Source organism: Streptomyces sp. NPDC050674, from assembly GCF_040654575.1.
GTDB lineage: Bacteria > Actinomycetota > Actinomycetes > Streptomycetales > Streptomycetaceae > Streptomyces.
In genome coordinates this window covers 81,738-97,339 of record NZ_JBFAIG010000024.1, presented here as the reverse complement: position 1 = coordinate 97,339, position 15,602 = coordinate 81,738, and the positions used below count along the sequence as shown (strand labels likewise).

General features: G+C 70.5%; 14 protein-coding genes and 1 pseudogene. 12 read left to right on the top strand and 3 right to left on the bottom strand.

Annotated features, from left to right (window positions below; genetic code table 11):
- Window positions 1-144: 144 nt before the first annotated feature.
- From ccrA to AB0I06_RS30940, 8 genes and pseudogenes are all read left to right on the top strand, one after another.
- A complete protein-coding gene (gene ccrA / locus AB0I06_RS30975; RefSeq protein ID WP_363122153.1) occupies window positions 145-1,488 on the top strand; it encodes a crotonyl-CoA carboxylase/reductase in 1,344 nt (447 codons plus the stop codon).
- A 15-nt stretch (window positions 1,489-1,503) separates the two neighbouring features.
- A pseudogene (locus tag AB0I06_RS30970) lies at window positions 1,504-3,534 on the top strand (protein meaA); the annotation flags it as partial.
- Window positions 3,531-4,493, top strand: a complete 963-nt coding sequence (locus AB0I06_RS30965) for a CoA ester lyase (protein WP_363122152.1) — start codon at window positions 3,531-3,533, stop codon at window positions 4,491-4,493. The pseudogene AB0I06_RS30970 and the gene AB0I06_RS30965, both read left to right, overlap by 4 nt.
- Before the next feature lie 5 nt (window positions 4,494-4,498).
- Window positions 4,499-5,011 (top strand): MaoC family dehydratase, encoded by a 513-nt coding sequence (locus AB0I06_RS30960; protein ID WP_030843910.1) that lies wholly within the window; start codon window positions 4,499-4,501, stop codon window positions 5,009-5,011.
- A 2-nt stretch (window positions 5,012-5,013) separates the two neighbouring features.
- A complete protein-coding gene (locus AB0I06_RS30955) occupies window positions 5,014-6,219 on the top strand; it encodes an acyl-CoA dehydrogenase family protein (RefSeq protein WP_363122151.1) in 1,206 nt (401 codons plus the stop codon).
- 170 nt (window positions 6,220-6,389) lie between these two features.
- The gene (locus AB0I06_RS30950; protein ID WP_363122180.1) at window positions 6,390-7,046 is read left to right on the top strand and encodes a phosphatidylserine decarboxylase; all 657 of its coding nucleotides are present in this window, start codon (window positions 6,390-6,392) and stop codon (window positions 7,044-7,046) included.
- Window positions 7,047-7,104: 58 nt separating this feature from the next.
- The gene (gene pssA, locus AB0I06_RS30945; protein ID WP_363122179.1) at window positions 7,105-7,887 is read left to right on the top strand and encodes a CDP-diacylglycerol--serine O-phosphatidyltransferase; all 783 of its coding nucleotides are present in this window, start codon (window positions 7,105-7,107) and stop codon (window positions 7,885-7,887) included.
- A gap of 203 nt (window positions 7,888-8,090) precedes the next feature.
- Window positions 8,091-9,311: an alpha/beta fold hydrolase gene (locus tag AB0I06_RS30940; protein WP_363122150.1), complete on the top strand. Its 1,221-nt coding sequence runs from the start codon at window positions 8,091-8,093 to the stop codon at window positions 9,309-9,311.
- Window positions 9,312-9,315: 4 nt separating this feature from the next.
- Here AB0I06_RS30940 and AB0I06_RS30935 read toward each other — a convergent pair whose 3' ends face one another.
- A complete protein-coding gene (locus AB0I06_RS30935) occupies window positions 9,316-10,434 on the bottom strand; it encodes a glycerate kinase (RefSeq protein ID WP_363122178.1) in 1,119 nt (372 codons plus the stop codon).
- A 204-nt stretch (window positions 10,435-10,638) separates the two neighbouring features.
- Here AB0I06_RS30935 and AB0I06_RS30930 point away from each other — a divergent pair, with 204 nt between their 5' ends.
- From AB0I06_RS30930 to AB0I06_RS30920, 3 genes are all read left to right on the top strand, one after another.
- Window positions 10,639-11,724, top strand: coding sequence for an ADP-ribosylglycohydrolase family protein (locus AB0I06_RS30930; protein ID WP_363122149.1), 1,086 nt, complete (start codon window positions 10,639-10,641; stop codon window positions 11,722-11,724).
- Window positions 11,725-11,752: 28 nt separating this feature from the next.
- Window positions 11,753-12,247: an NUDIX hydrolase gene (locus AB0I06_RS30925; RefSeq protein WP_363122148.1), complete on the top strand. Its 495-nt coding sequence runs from the start codon at window positions 11,753-11,755 to the stop codon at window positions 12,245-12,247.
- A gap of 74 nt (window positions 12,248-12,321) precedes the next feature.
- On the top strand, window positions 12,322-13,077 hold the full coding sequence (locus tag AB0I06_RS30920) for a Sir2 family NAD-dependent protein deacetylase (protein ID WP_363122147.1): 756 nt from the start codon (window positions 12,322-12,324) through the stop codon (window positions 13,075-13,077).
- Between the two features lie 40 nt (window positions 13,078-13,117).
- Here the strand turns inward: AB0I06_RS30920 and AB0I06_RS30915 are convergent, their stop codons facing one another.
- Together AB0I06_RS30915 and AB0I06_RS30910 are read right to left on the bottom strand one after the other, a co-directional pair.
- Complete coding sequence (locus AB0I06_RS30915) at window positions 13,118-13,600, bottom strand: methylated-DNA--[protein]-cysteine S-methyltransferase (RefSeq protein WP_363122146.1); 483 nt, start codon at window positions 13,598-13,600, stop codon at window positions 13,118-13,120.
- 9 nt (window positions 13,601-13,609) lie between these two features.
- Entirely contained in the window at window positions 13,610-15,091 is a 1,482-nt protein-coding gene (locus tag AB0I06_RS30910; RefSeq protein WP_363122145.1) for an AlkA N-terminal domain-containing protein, read from the bottom strand.
- A gap of 131 nt (window positions 15,092-15,222) precedes the next feature.
- On the opposite strand from AB0I06_RS30910, the gene AB0I06_RS30905 reads away from it, so the two are divergent.
- A complete protein-coding gene (locus tag AB0I06_RS30905) occupies window positions 15,223-15,585 on the top strand; it encodes a metalloregulator ArsR/SmtB family transcription factor (protein WP_363122144.1) in 363 nt (120 codons plus the stop codon).
- Window positions 15,586-15,602 lie beyond the last annotated feature (17 nt).

Sequence of the window (15,602 nt, the reverse complement as noted above, 5' to 3'; positions counted from 1 at the left end):
CCTGCGTCACAGGCAACCTCCCGCGCCACCATGCGCTGCCGAACAGCACCACCGCCGAACCGACGGCACTCCCTCAACCCTCAGCAGCACCGACGTAACCATCGGCGCCCCTCCCTCAGGGCGCTCACCGCCGGAGGCAACACCGTGACCGTGAAGGACATCCTGGCCGCGATCCAGTCGCCCGACTCCACGTCGGAGGACTTCGCCGCCCTCCCGCTCCCCGAGTCGTACCGCGCGATCACCGTGCACAAGGACGAGACGGAGATGTTCGCCGGGCTCGCCACGCGCGACAAGGACCCCCGCAAGTCGATCCACCTGGACGAGGTGCCGCTGCCCGAGCTCGGCCCGGGCGAGGCGCTGGTGGCCGTCATGGCCTCGTCGGTCAACTACAACTCGGTGTGGACGTCGATCTTCGAGCCGCTGTCGACGTTCGGCTTCCTGGAGCGCTACGGCCGCACCAACGAGCTGGCCAAGCGCCACGACCTGCCGTACCACATCATCGGCTCCGACCTCGCGGGCGTCGTCCTGCGCACCGGCCCGGGCGTGAACGCCTGGCGCCCCGGTGACGAGGTCGTCGCGCACTGCCTGTCCGTCGAGCTGGAGTCCAGCGACGGCCACAACGACACGATGCTCGACCCGGAGCAGCGCATCTGGGGCTTCGAGACCAACTTCGGCGGCCTCGCCGAGATCGCCCTGGTCAAGTCCAACCAGCTGATGCCCAAGCCCGACCACCTCAGCTGGGAGGAGGCCGCCGCCCCCGGTCTGGTCAACTCCACCGCCTACCGCCAGCTGGTCTCCCGCAACGGCGCCGGCATGAAGCAGGGCGACAACGTCCTGATCTGGGGCGCGAGCGGCGGACTCGGCTCCTACGCCACCCAGTTCGCGCTGGCCGGCGGCGCCAACCCGATCTGTGTCGTCTCCAGCGACCAGAAGGCGGACATCTGCCGCTCGATGGGCGCCGAGGCGATCATCGACCGCAACGCCGAGGGCTACAAGTTCTGGAAGGACGAGAACACCCAGGACCCCAAGGAGTGGAAGCGCTTCGGCAAGCGCATCCGCGAGCTCACCGGCGGCGAGGACATCGACATCGTCTTCGAGCACCCCGGCCGCGAGACCTTCGGCGCGTCCGTCTACGTCACGCGCAAGGGCGGCACCATCACCACCTGCGCCTCCACCTCGGGCTACATGCACGAGTACGACAACCGCTACCTGTGGATGTCCCTGAAGCGCATCATCGGCTCCCACTTCGCCAACTACCGCGAGGCCTGGGAGGCCAACCGCCTCATCGCCAAGGGCAAGATCCACCCGACGCTGTCCAAGGTGTATTCCCTGGAGGACACCGGCCAGGCCGCCTACGACGTGCACCGCAACCTGCACCAGGGCAAGGTCGGCGTGCTGTGCATGTCCCCCGAGGAGGGCCTGGGCGTGCGCGACCAGGAAAAGCGCGCCCAGCACATCGACGCCATCAACCGCTTCCGCAACATCTGAGACGTACGGGGGCAGCAGATGACTGAGCGTCAGAAGGACCGGCCGTGGCTCATGCGCACGTACGCCGGTCACTCCACGGCCGAGGCGTCCAACGAGCTGTACCGGCGCAACCTCGCCAAGGGCCAGACGGGTCTGTCGGTGGCGTTCGACCTGCCGACGCAGACCGGCTACGACTCCGACCACATCCTCGCCCGCGGCGAGGTGGGCCGGGTCGGCGTGCCCATCGCGCACGTCGGTGACATGCGCCGGCTGTTCCAGGACATCCCCCTGGAGCAGATGAACACCTCGATGACCATCAACGCCACGGCCATGTGGCTGCTGGCGCTCTACCAGGTCGTCGCCGAGGAGCAGGGTGCCGACATCACCAAGCTCCAGGGCACGACCCAGAACGACATCGTCAAGGAGTACCTCTCCCGCGGTACGCACGTCTTCCCGCCGGGGCCGAGCCTGCGCCTGACGACGGACATGATCGCGTACACGGTCTCCCACATGCCGAAGTGGAACCCCATCAACATCTGCAGCTATCACCTGCAGGAGGCGGGCGCCACACCGGTCCAGGAGATCGCGTACGCGATGTCCACCGCGATCGCCGTCCTCGACGCCGTACGCGACTCCGGCCAGGTGCCGCAGGACCGCATGGGCGACGTCGTGGCCCGCATCTCCTTCTTCGTCAACGCGGGCGTCCGCTTCGTCGAGGAGATGTGCAAGATGCGGGCGTTCGGCCGCATCTGGGACCGCATCACCCGCGAGCGGTACGGCATCGAGGACCCCAAGCAGCGCCGCTTCCGCTACGGCGTCCAGGTCAACTCCCTGGGCCTGACGGAGGCGCAGCCGGAGAACAACGTCCAGCGGATCGTGCTGGAGATGCTGGCCGTGACCCTCTCCAAGGACGCCCGCGCGCGTGCCGTGCAGCTGCCCGCCTGGAACGAGGCCCTGGGTCTGCCCCGCCCGTGGGACCAGCAGTGGTCGCTGCGCATCCAGCAGGTGCTGGCGTACGAGAGCGATCTGCTGGAGTACGAAGACATCTTCGAGGGCTCGAAGGTGATCGAGGCGAAGGTGGAGCAGCTGGTCGAGGCGTCGTTCGCCGAGATCGAGCGCATCCAGGAGATGGGCGGCGCGATGGCGGCCGTCGAGTCCGGCTACCTGAAGTCGCAGCTGGTCGCCTCGCACGCCGAGCGCCGGGGCCGGATCGAGTCCGGCCAGGAGAAGATCATCGGTGTCAACGCCTTCGAGGGCACCGAGCCGAACCCCCTGACCGCCGACCTGGACACCGCGATCCAGACGGTGGACCCGGCGGTCGAGGCCCGTGTCATCGCCGGGCTTCAGCAGTGGCGTGACAGCCGCTACCAGCCGCCCTTCAACCACCCGCGGCCCTGCAAGGCCCTGGAGCGGCTGAAGGAGGCCGCGCGCGGCGACGAGAACCTCATGGAGGCCACCCTGGAATGCGCGCGCGCCGGGGCGACGACCGGCGAGTGGGCCGGGGCCCTGCGCGAGGTGTTCGGCGAGTTCCGGGCGCCCACGGGCGTCTCCTCGGCGCCGGTGGCCGTCCCCGTCGAGGAGGGCAGCGCGCTCTCCCTGGTCCGCCGCAAGGTCGAGCTCACGGCCAAGGACCTGAACGTGGGCAAGCTGCGCTTCCTGGTCGGCAAGCCGGGCCTGGACGGCCACTCCAACGGCGCCGAGCAGATCGCGGTGCGCGCGCGGGACGCCGGCTTCGAGGTGGTCTACCAGGGCATCCGGCTGACGCCCGAGCAGATCGTGGACGCGGCCCTCGCCGAGGACGTGCACGCGGTCGGCCTGTCGATCCTGTCCGGATCGCACGCCCAGCTGGTCCCGGACGTCCTCGAACGGCTGCGTGTGGCCGGTGCCACAGACATCCCGGTGATCGCCGGTGGCATCATCCCGAACGGTGATGCCGAGCAGCTCAGGGCAGCCGGAGTGGCCGCGGTCTTCACCCCGAAGGACTTCGACATCACCGGAATCATCGGCCGCATCGTCGACGAGATCCGGAAAGCGAACAAGCTCGACCCCCTGGAGGTCCCCGCATGACGACCGTCAACCGCCTTCGCCCGCGGCGTTCCTGTCTGGCGGTGCCGGGCTCGAACCCGCGCTTCCTGGAGAAGGCCCAGGGCCTCCCGGCGGACCAGGTCTTCCTCGACCTGGAGGACGCCTGCGCCCCGCTGGCCAAGCCCGAGGCGCGGCACACCATCGTCAAGTTCCTCAACGAGGGCGACTGGACGGGCAAGACGCGGGTGGTGCGCGTCAACGACTGGACGACCGAGTGGACGTACCGCGATGTCGTGACCGTCGTCGAGGGCGCCGGCCAGAACCTCGACTGCATCATGCTGCCGAAGGTCCAGGACGCCCAGCAGATCGTCGCCCTGGACCTGCTTCTGACGCAGATCGAGAAGACGATGGGCTTCGAGGTCGGCAAGATCGGCATCGAGGCGCAGATCGAGAACGCGCAGGGCCTGAACAACGTCAACGAGATCGCGACGGCCTCCCAGCGCGTCGAGACGATCATCTTCGGCCCGGCCGACTTCATGGCGTCCATCAACATGAAGTCGCTGGTCGTGGGTGAGCAGCCGCCCGGTTACCCGGCGGACGCCTACCACTACATCCTGATGAAGATCCTGATGGCCGCCCGTGCCAACAACCTCCAGGCGATCGACGGCCCCTACCTCCAGATCCGCAACATCGACGGCTACCGCGAGGTCGCCCGGCGTGCCGCGGCCCTCGGCTTCGACGGCAAGTGGGTGCTGCACCCGGGCCAGGTCGAGGCGTCCAACGAGATCTTCTCGCCGTCGCAGGAGGACTACGACCACGCCGAGCTGATCCTGGACGCCTACGACTACTACACGTCCGAGGCCGGCGGCAAGAAGGGCTCGGCGATGCTCGGCGACGAGATGATCGACGAGGCCAGCCGCAAGATGGCCCTGGTCATCTCCGGCAAGGGCCGCGCCGCCGGCATGCGGCGCACGAGCAAGTTCGAGATCCCGGAGGCGTGACGGCGATGCAGTTCGGACGCACCTACGAGGAGTTCGAGGTCGGGGCGACGTACAAGCACTGGCCGGGGAAGACGGTCACGGAGTACGACGACCACCTCTTCTGTCTCCTCACCATGAACCACCACCCTCTCCACATGGACACGAACTATGCGGAGAAGACGACGGACTTCGGCAAGAACGTCGTGGTGGGCAACTACATCTACTCGCTGCTGCTCGGCATGTCCGTGCCGGACATCTCCGGCAAGGCCATCGCCAACCTGGAGATCGAGTCGCTGAAGCACGTGGCGCCGACCTTCCACGGCGACACGATCTACGGCCAGACGACGGTGCTGGACAAGTGGCCGTCGAAGTCGAAGAACGACCGCGGAATCGTCTACGTCGAGACCAAGGGCTACAAGCAGGACGGCACGCTGGTCTGCGTGTTCCGCCGCAAGGTGATGGTGCCGACCGAGACGTACATCAAGGAGCGCGGCGGCGAGCAGCCCGGCCGCCCGGAGCTGCGAGAGCAGGAGAAGTAGTCATGGCGCGACTCGCCCAGACCGCCGGTCTGACCGACGTCCAGCAGGAGATCCTGTCCACCGTCCGCGACTTCGTGGACAAGGAGATCATCCCGGTCGCGACCGAGCTGGAGCACCGCGACGAGTACCCGCAGCAGATCGTCGACGGGCTGAAGGAGTTGGGCCTGTTCGGCCTGATGATCCCCGAGGAGTACGGGGGTCTGGGCGAGTCGCTCCTGACCTACGCGCTGTGCGTGGAGGAGATCGCCCGCGGGTGGATGTCGGTGTCCGGCATCATCAACACCCACTTCATCGTGGCGTACATGCTCAAGCAGCACGGCACCCAGGAGCAGAAGGACCACTTCCTGCCGCGGATGGCGGCCGGCGACATCCGGGGCGCGTTCTCGATGTCGGAGCCGGGCCTCGGCTCGGACGTGTCGGCGATCACGTCCAAGGCGGTGAAGGACGGCGAGGAGTACGTCCTCAACGGCCAGAAGATGTGGCTCACGAACGGCGGAACGTCGTCTCTGGTGGCCGTTCTGGTCAGAAGTGACGAAGGTCACCCCGAGGGCACGGCGCCCCACAAGTCGATGACCACGTTCCTGGTCGAGAAGGAACCCGGTTTCGGTGAGGTGCGCCCCGGCCTCACGATCCCCGGCAAGATCGACAAGATGGGCTACAAGGGGGTCGACACCACCGAGCTCATCATGAATGGCCTGCGGATTCCCGCCGATCGCGTGCTCGGCGGGGTCACCGGCCGCGGTTTCTACCAGATGATGGACGGGGTCGAGGTCGGCCGGGTCAACGTGGCGGCCCGTGGTTGCGGCGTCGCGCAGCGTGCGTTCGAACTGGGCGTCCAGTACGCGCAGCAGCGTCACACCTTCGGCAAGCCGATCGCCCAGCACCAGGCGATCCAGTTCAAGCTGGCCGAGATGGCTACCAAGGTCGAGGCCGCGCATGCGATGATGGTGAACGCAGCACGCAAAAAGGACTCCGGGGAGCGAAACGACCTCGAGGCCGGGATGGCGAAGTACCTCGCCTCCGAGTACTGCAAGGAGGTCGTCGAAGACGCCTTCCGGATCCACGGCGGCTACGGCTTCTCCAAGGAGTACGAGATCGAGCGCCTCTACCGCGAGGCTCCGATGCTGCTCATCGGTGAAGGTACCGCCGAGATCCAGAAAATGATCATCGGCAGGCGGCTGCTCGAAGAGTATCGATTCCAGGGCTAGATGTCCGGATACGGGGTGTTTTCTTGGAGAAGAAGATCACACCCCGTCAGCACCCTTCTGCCGCCGACTCGGCTGCCTGGCTTACCCAGTTCGGGCCCCGAGCCGCTACGATCGCCGGAAAGCCGCCGTCCCCCGTCAGTGTGCGGCATCATCCGCTACGAAGGTCATCCATGCCCCACAGCCAAACCTCTGCATCTCGCGACAGCCGGGCCGGCGTACGCCTCGCGCGCGGAGCATCGCCGTGGCTCCTTCCGACCGTCGCCACCGCAGCACTCAGCCTGGTCCGGGCGCGCCGTTCGGGCGCCGCCAAGGCCGTCGCCGTTCCCGCCACCGCGCTGGCGGCGGGGATGCTGTGGTTCTTCCGCGACCCCGAGCGCGAGATCACCCAGGGCCGGGTCATCTCGCCCGCCGACGGTGTGGTGCAGAGCATCATGCCGTGGAAGGACGGCCGCACCCGCGTCGCGATCTTCATGAGCCCGCTGAACGTCCACGTCAACCGCGCGCCGCTGGCCGGCACGGTGACGTCGGTCGAGCACATCCCCGGTGGCTTCGTTCCCGCCTTCAACAAGGAGAGCGAGAACAACGAGCGTGTCGTCTGGCACTTCGACACCGAGCTCGGCGACATCGAGATGATCCAGATCGCCGGCGCCGTCGCCCGCCGCATCGTTCCGTACCTGCCCCAGGGCACCAAGGTCGAGCAGGGCGAGCGGATCGGTCTGATCCGCTTCGGCTCGCGCGTCGACCTCTACCTGCCCGAGGGCGTGGAGGTCGCGGTCGAGGTGGGACAGAAGACCGTGGCTGGGGTGACTCGCATTGACCGTGATTGATCCTGACACCAAGGCCGGCTGGGTCCCGGAGGCCGACGAGGTGGACGAAGAAGAGGAGATGCCCCTCTCTCTTCGCCTGTCGATAGCGGACACGCTGACGCTCGGCAACGCCACGTGCGGCTTCATGGCGGTGTACTTCACCACCACCGGCATCCTGATCCCCGACCTCATGGGCAGCCAGGAGACCGGCATGGCGCGCAACAGCGCGGCCACCGCGGTCATCCTGATGCTGTGCGCGGCGGTCTTCGACCTGTTCGACGGCCTGGTGGCGCGCAAGCTGCGCTCCTCCCCCATGGGCGCCGAGCTGGACAACCTGTCCGACCTGATCAGCTTCGGCCTGGCACCGGCGTACTTCGTCCTCGTCTACGGCATGGTGGCCGACGGCGCGTACCAGCGGGTCGCGGCGGTCGGGGCGATCGTGGTGCTGCTGGCGGTGGTGCTACGGCTTGCGCGGTTCTCGTGCGTCACGGTCAAGGACGGCACCTTCCAGGGCATGCCGTCACCGTTCGGCGCACTGACGGTGGTGTCCATCGTGCTGCTGGAGCTGCCCTTCGTGGCGACGCTGCTGGCGATCCTGGGGACGGCGTGGCTGATGGTGAGCCGCGTGGAATACCCGAAGCCGCGCGGCCGGCTCGCTGTGGCGATGCTGTCGTGGATCGTGGTGGGCATGGGCATGATGGCGGCCTGGGCGTTCGACGCCCCGAGCGGCCAGCTGCTGCTCCAGACGGGCTGTGCGCTCCAGCTGGTCATGGGGGCGGTGATCCCGCTGTTCGCGACGGCCCGGCGGGTGAACAACTTCCGCGACAACCGACGGGAAGCACGCGCGGCACAGCTGCCGTGACCTCGTCCCTCCGCTGACGGGTGTGGCCCGGGCCTTCAAGGCCCGGGCCACACCCGTTCCGCGTTCAAGGACGTCCTTCTTCTGCCCTTGACCGGTCAACTACCTCTGGTTGAGGCCGATTTGCCAGAAAAGTACAGGAAGAGGAGGGTGGAAAGAGGGGGGTTTCAGATAGTTTTCCCCACTTCCCGCACCGGGAGGCGGCCATGCCCGCACCCATCCTCAAAGAGCACAACGTCACGCTGGAATCCCAAATCCCCGCCAACTTCGGCGAGACGGTGACGCTGCCCGTACGGGAGTACGACGGCACCAAGCCGAACCATCCGCACCAGCCGGTACTGATGCTGCACGGCAGAAGCGTGCCGGCGCTGGCGGGCTTCGATCTCGCGCCGGTGCCCGGCGGCTCCGCCACCCGGTACAGCTGGGCACAGGAACTCGCGGACGACGGTTACGACGTCTTCATCATGGACCTCCAGGGCTCGGGCCGGTCGCCGCGCCCCAGGATGGACGATCCGTGCAACGCCAACCCGGCTCAGCAGCGGGTCCTCGTCCCCAACCCGCTCCAGCAGCCCTGCCCTCCCCCTCCCCCTTACGCGTCCCAGCTGGGGAACTCGGAGAGCGAGTGGGCCGAGCTCGACGCGGTGGTCCGGCACATCAGAGGCCTGCCCGACCGGAACAAGCCGATCCGTTTCATCGGCTGGTCCCTGGGCGCGGCCATCATGGGCCCCTACACCCTCCAGCATCCCGAGCTTGTCGAGAGCCTGCTCCTGCTCGCCCCTGTCTTCCCGCCCAGGGGACGGTGGTCGGGCAAGCCCGACGAGCCCTTCGGACGCCCGGCCGAGGCCCAGACCCTCCCCCTGTCCAAGCCCGCGCTCACCTGGGGCTTCCCCATGTTCGTCGGCACCAGGACCGGGTTCGGGACCGGGCTGGACGGCAACCCCGCCCTGCGGGAGCCGGACATCGTCGACTACGCCTGGGAGGCCTGCATGGACAGCGACCCCACCGGCAGCAAGTGGGGCCCCGAGGTGGAGCCGGGCAGGGCCGAGGGCATCCTGCGCTACCGCAACACCTACTGGTGGGGCTGGAACGAACAGACGGTGCCCCACCGGGACCCGGGCGGCGCGTACATCCTCGGCCGGCGGGTCCCCGTGCTCATCATCTATGGGGAGCTGGACCGGGCCGCCAACAGCCCGGCGACCTTCCCCGACGCCACCCGCTTCTCCGTGCCGGCCCTCTACTCGGCTGTCAAGGGACCGCACAAGCTGATGTTCTGCCTCGCCGGCGCGGGCCACTCCCTGGTGTGGGAGCTCACCGCCAAGACCGTCCACCACATGTCGAAACAGTGGTTCAAGAACGGCATGGTGGAAGGCCTCACCGAGGGCAGCTACTTCAGGGACGGGGACGGTGAGCTGACGGCCCTGACGTGACGGCTCAGGTCAGGAAGTCCCGGGCGATCCGTTCCGCGACCCGTTCCAGGATCGGGCCCGCCTCGGCGATGCACTTCGCCACGTCCGGCTCCGCGTCCGTCAGCGGGTAGGCCCGGCGGAAGCCGGCACGGCCCAGAACCTGGGGTGGCAGGGCGAGGCGGCCGCAGACGGCCACCACGTCCTTGTCCGCGGCGCGGGCCGCCGCGGCGACGCCCGCCGGGGCCTTGCCGTGCAGGGTCTGCTCGTCGAGGGAGCCCTCGCCGGTGATGACCAGGTCGGCGCGGTCCAGGGCGGGGGCGAAGCCCAGGACGTCGAGCATCACCTCGATGCCGGGGCGGAACCGGGCGCCCAGCAGCAGGGCGCCGTAGCCGATGCCGCCCGCCGCGCCCGCGCCGGGCGAGGCCGCGTACTCGGCGGCCTTCGGTCCGGCGGGCCCCTCCAGCACCTTCGCGAAGTGCGCGAGGGCGGCGTCCAGTGCCTCCACGTCGTCCGGTGAGGCGCCCTTCTGCGGGCCGTAGACGGCGGGTGCGCCCTTCGGGCCGGTCAGCGGGTTGTCCACATCGCTCGCGAGGACCAGCTCGACCTCGGCGAGACGCGGGTCCAGTCCCGACAGGTCGGCGGTGGCCAGCTCGGCGAGTCCGCCGCCGCCCGGGGGCACCGGCTCCCCGTCGGCGTCCAGGAACCGGGCGCCCAGCGCGGACAGCATCCCGGCACCGCCGTCGGTGGTGGCACTGCCTCCGACCCCGAAGACGATCGTGCGGGCGCCCGCGTCCAGGGCGGCCCGCAGCAACTCGCCGGAGCCGTACGTGGACGCCGTGAGCGGGGCGAAGACCCCGGCGGGAAGCCGTTGCAGCCCGCTCGCCTCGGCCATCTCCACGACCGCGGTGCCCTCACGCAGCGCGAACGCCGCCGTGACCTCCTCGCCGAGGGGGCCGGCGACCCGTGCCTCCCGGCGTTCGAAGCCCGCCGCGACCGCCGCGGCCACGGTGCCGTCGCCGCCGTCGGCCACGGGCAGCGCCTCGACGTCGAGGTCCGGCAGGACCCGGCGCAGCCCGGCCGTGATCCGCTCGGCGACCTCCACGGCCGTCAGCGACCCCTTGAACTTGTCCGCGGCGACGAGCACTCGCTGTGTCCTGCGGGTGTCGCTCACTGCAGCGTCCGCCACTTGCTCTCCCCTTGCTCTCCGGGCCCTCACGCATGTCAAGGCCAGTCGCGCCGCTGTGACCTTAACCGGAGGACGCCCCGGTCGTCAGCACATGCCCACCTCCTGGACGGGTGGCTCCCGCTCGCGAACGGGTGGATCGCGGGAAACGGGTAGACCGTAACCATGGCCCTTGCGCACACCGAGACGGACCTGGCCGACCGCGTCCTCGGCGGATGGACGGGGCGCGTCGCGGGCAACATGCTCGGCAAGCCCGTCGAACAGGGCGAGGTCTGGTCGCGCGACCGCATCGACCGCTACCTCAGACGGGCAGCCGCCCTCCCGCTGACCGACTACCTGCCCGAGCCCACCGGCGACGAGGCGACCGCGCTGCGCCCCGAGTGGCGCCAGTGCGTCCGTGGCCGCATCCACGGCAGCTGCCGCGACGACGACGTCGACTACGCGATCCTCGGCCTGGACCTGCTGGAGACGCACGGCTTCGGCTTCAGCACCGAGCAGGTCGGCGACCTGTGGCTGCTGCGGCTGCCGTATCTGCAGACGTTCACCGCCGAGCGGGCCGCCTACCGCAACCTCGCCACCGGGCTGAAGCCGCCGCTGACCGCGACGTACGACAACCCCTACCAGGAGTGGATCGGCGCCCTCATCCGCGCCGACATCTTCGGCTGGACCTGCCCGGGCGAGCCGCGCCGGGCCGCTTCCCTCGCCCGGCGCGACGCGGTGCTCTCGCACACCGGCAACGGGGTCTACGGGGCGATGTGGGCGGCTGCCCTGATCGCGGCGGCGTTCACGGCGCCCACGGTGCGCCACGCCGTCGACGAGGCCCTGACCGTGATCCCTGCCAGCAGCCGGCTCGCCCGCACGGTGCGCCGGGTGACCTCGCTGCACGACACCCGCATGCCGTGGGAGGACACGCTCACCACGGTCGCCGAGGAGACCGCGGGGATGGGCTGGATCCACACCGTGCCGAACGCGGCCGTCCTGACCGCGGGCCTGCTCTACGGCGACGGCGACTTCACGCGCACCATCACCCTGACCGTCCGGGGCGGCCTGGACACCGACTCCAACGGCGCGACGGCGGGTTCGGTGGCCGGCGTGTTCGGCGGGGCGGGGGCCATCCCCGACCAGTGGAAGGTCCCCCTGGAGGACACGGTCCGCAGTGCGGTGTTCGGCTTCGACGGGGTGCGGATCAGCGAGCTGGCGCAGCGGACGCTGCGGCTGGCGCAGCCGGCTGCCCCGAGGGCCGGGGGATGAGCCGTGGCCCGGTGGTTACCCTGCACCGATGACGTCCTTCCCTGATTTCGCCGCCTACATCGCCTCCCTGCCCCGCGTGCTGGCCGGCGCCGCCGCGCTGTTCCGGGACGACGAGGGCCGGGTGCTGCTGGTCGAGCCCAACTACCGGGAGGGCTGGGCGCTGCCCGGCGGCACCGTGGAGTCCGACGACGGCGAGACCCCGCGGCAGGGCGCGCGGCGCGAGACGGCCGAGGAGATCGGTCTCGACCGTGAGCTCGGCCAGCTGCTGGCGGTGGACTGGGTGCAGGGCCCGGGCCGCCCGCCCCTGGTGGCGTACCTGTACGACGGCGGGGTGCTGAGCGAGGACGAGTTCAAGGCGATCCGCCTCCAGGAGGAGGAGCTGCTGTCCTGGCGGCTGGTCCCGCGCGAGGAACTGACCCGGTACCTGCCGGGCGCCCTCGGCGGCCGTGTGCTGGCGGCCCTCGACGTACTGGCGGAGGGCTCGGGGACGGCGGAGCTGGAGAACGGGCGGCGGGTGCACTGACGGGGCCGCCGCTCCCCCCGCGGTCCGGCGATATCCGCTCGCCGCGTGCCACGGCCCCGCCTACCCTCGGTGCCATGGCCAAGCCCCTCGTCGCCCTGCTCACCGGTGCCGGTATCAGCACCGACTCCGGGATTCCGGACTACCGCGGGCCCAAGGGGCTGTGGCGGCGGGATCCCGAGGCCGAGAAGCTCGTCACGTACGAGTACTACATGGGCGATCCGGAGATCCGCCGCCGGTCGTGGCGCATGCGGCTGGAGAACCACGCGCTGCGCCCCGAGCCCAACGCCGGGCACCGGGCGGTGGTGGAGCTGGAGCGGTCCGGGGTGCCGGTGCGGGTGATCACGCAGAACGTGGACGGGCTGCACCAGCTCGCCGGGATGCCCGACCGCAAGGTGCTCGAACTGCACGGCACGGCACGGCGTTTCGTGTGCACCGGCTGTCCTGCCCGCGGCCCGATGCCGGAGGTGCTCGCCCGGGTCGAGGCCGGGGAGGGCGACCCGCCCTGCCGGGAGTGCGGCGGGATCCTGAAGCCGGCGACGGTGATGTTCGGCGAGCGGCTCGACCCCGTCGTGCTCGGCGAGGCGGCCGCCATCAGCAAGGCCTGCCAGGTGTTCATCGCGGTCGGCACCAGTCTCCAGGTCCAGCCCGCGGCGGGACTGGCCGAAGTCGCCGCCGACCACGGCGCCCGCCTGATCATCGTCAACGCGGAACCGACCCCGTACGACGACCGGGCCGACGAGATCGTCCGCGATCCGATCGGCACGGCGCTGCCGCGGCTGCTGCGCCGCCTCACGGACTCGCCGAGTCCCGCAGGTCCGCCAGGCGCGTGAGCGCGTCACGCCCCCGGGATGAAGGTGACGAGCCGAAGGGTCAGAACAGCGCGGCCCCGCGTTCGAAGTCCAGCAGCCGCCGCTTGCGCTCCAGTCCGCCCCCGTATCCGGTGAGGCCGCCGTTCGCGCCGATGACGCGGTGGCAGGGGACGATGATGCCGATGGGGTTGCGGCCGTTGGCGAGGCCGACCGCGCGGGAGGCGGCGGGGGCGCCGAGGGCGTCGGCGAGCTGGCCGTAGGTGCGGGTCTCGCCGTAGGGGATGCGGCGCAGCTCGTCCCAGACGGCGCGCTGGAACGGGGTGCCGGTCAGGCGCAGGGCGACGGTGAAGTCCTCGAGTTCCCCCGCGAAGTAGGCCTTCAGCTGCTCCTCCGCCTCGGCAAAGAGGGTGTCGTCGCGGGTGCCGAAGGTCTCCTCCTGCGGGCGGTGGCGCTGGTCGGTCATGTAGAGCCCGCACAGGACGCCGTCGTCGGCGACGAGGGTCAGGGGGCCGTAGGGGCTGTCGGTCACGGTGTGCTGCTTCATCGGACGTCCCTATACCGGAAGGAAGTTGATCGGGTGGCTGTCGGTCGCCCAGAGGTACTGGACCGCGTAGGCCCGCCAGGGGCGCCAGGCCGCCGCCCGGGCGGTGAGCGCGGCCGGGGTGGAGGGCAGGCCCAGCTCCCGGGCGGCGCGGCGGATGCCGAGGTCGGTGGGGAGGAAGGCGTCGGGGTCGCCGAGGGCGCGCATGGCGATGACGTCGACCGTCCAGGGGCCGAAGCCGGGCAGGGCCAGGAGCTGGGCGCGGGTGCGCGGCCAGTCGCTCTCCACACCCAGGTGGAGAGCGCCGTCGGCGAGGCCGCGGACCAGGGTGGTGAAGGTCGCCCGGCGGGTGCGCGGCATGGCGAGGGTCTGCGGGTCCAGCGCCGCGAGGGCCCCGGGGGCCGGGAAGAGGTGGGTGAGGCCGCCCTCGGGGTCCTCGATCGGTTCGCCGTGCGCCGCGACCAGGCGGGCCGCGTGGGTACGGGCGGCGGCGGTGGAGACCTGCTGGCCGAGCACCGCCCGGACGGCGAACTCGGCCTCGTCGACCGTGCGCGGCACGCGCCGGCCGGGCGCCTTGTCGACCAGGGGCGCCAGGACCGGGTCCGTGCGCAGCTGGTCGTCGATGGCGACGGGATCGGCGTCCAGGTCGAGCAGGCGGCGGCAGCGGCTGATGGCGACGGTCAGATCGCGCAGGTCGCTGAGGGTGAGGCGGCAGGCGATGTGGTCCGGGCCGGGGGTCAGCGCCACGATGCCCTGGCCGTACGGCAGACGCAGGGTGCGGCGGTAGGAGCCGTCGCGCCACTCCTCCACACCGGGCACGGCCGTCGCCGCGAGGTGGCCGAAGAGGTTGTCGGGATTGAGCGGGGCGCGGAACGGCAGCCGCAGCGACAGCACACCGGGCGTGCTCGCGCCCTGTCGCTTCGGGGCGCGGGCGCGCAGGTCGCTCGGGGCCAGGGCGAAGACCTCGCGGACCGTGTCGTTGAAGGTGCGGATCGAGGCGAATCCGGCGGCGAAGGCGATCTGCGCCATGGGCAGGGCGGTCGTCTCGATGAGCAGCCGGGCCGTCTGGGCGCGCTGGGCGCGGGCGAGCGCGAGCGGGCCGGCGCCCAGCTCGGCCAGGAGCTGCCGCTCGACCTGCCGGGTGCTGTAGCCGAGCCGGCCGGCGAGGCCGGGCACGCCCTCGCGGTCCACGACTCCGTCGGCGATCAGCCGCATGGCGCGGGCCACGAGGTCGGCGCGCTGGTTCCACTCCGGCGAGCCGGGGCTGGTGTCGGGCCGGCAGCGCTTGCAGGCCCGGAACCCGGCCTGCTGACAGGCCGCGGCGCTCGGGTGGAAGACCATGTTCTCCGGCTTGGGCGGCACCACCGGACAGCTGGGACGGCAGTAGATGCCGGTGGTCAGGACGGCCGTGAAGAACCAGCCGTCGAACCGCGCGTCCTTGGACCGGACGGCGCGTACGCAGCGCTCGGTGTCGGTGTGCATCCCCATCTGCATGCGTCCAGCATCCGGCACCCGGCGGCGCGGGGCTGGCGAGAATCCGACATCGACGTGGCAGTGCCGCACCACCTCACCGGCACAGATGAAGATTCATTCATGTGTTCGTGCGGGCCCGGTACGATGACGTCATGGGTCATGGAGCCGTCACCCCCGCGCCGGACGCCGGCGAGCGCGTACGCCTGGACGCCGACAACGTCGCGAAGGTCGCCACCACGCTCCAGGCCCTGTCCACGCCCTCGCGGCTGCTGATCCTGGCGCGGCTGCGCGAAGGCCCGCTGCCGGCCACGGAGTTGGCCGCCGAGGTGGGCATGGAGCAGTCGGCCTGCTCGCACCAGCTGCGGCTGCTGCGCAATCTGGGCCTGGTCGTGGGCGAGCGGCGGGGCCGTTCGGTGGTCTACGCGTTGCACGACCACCATGTCGCCGAGCTGCTCGACCAGGCCGTCTACCACGTGGAGCACCTGCGCCTGGGCATCAGCGACGCCGCCGACTGAGGCGGCGCCGCTGACCC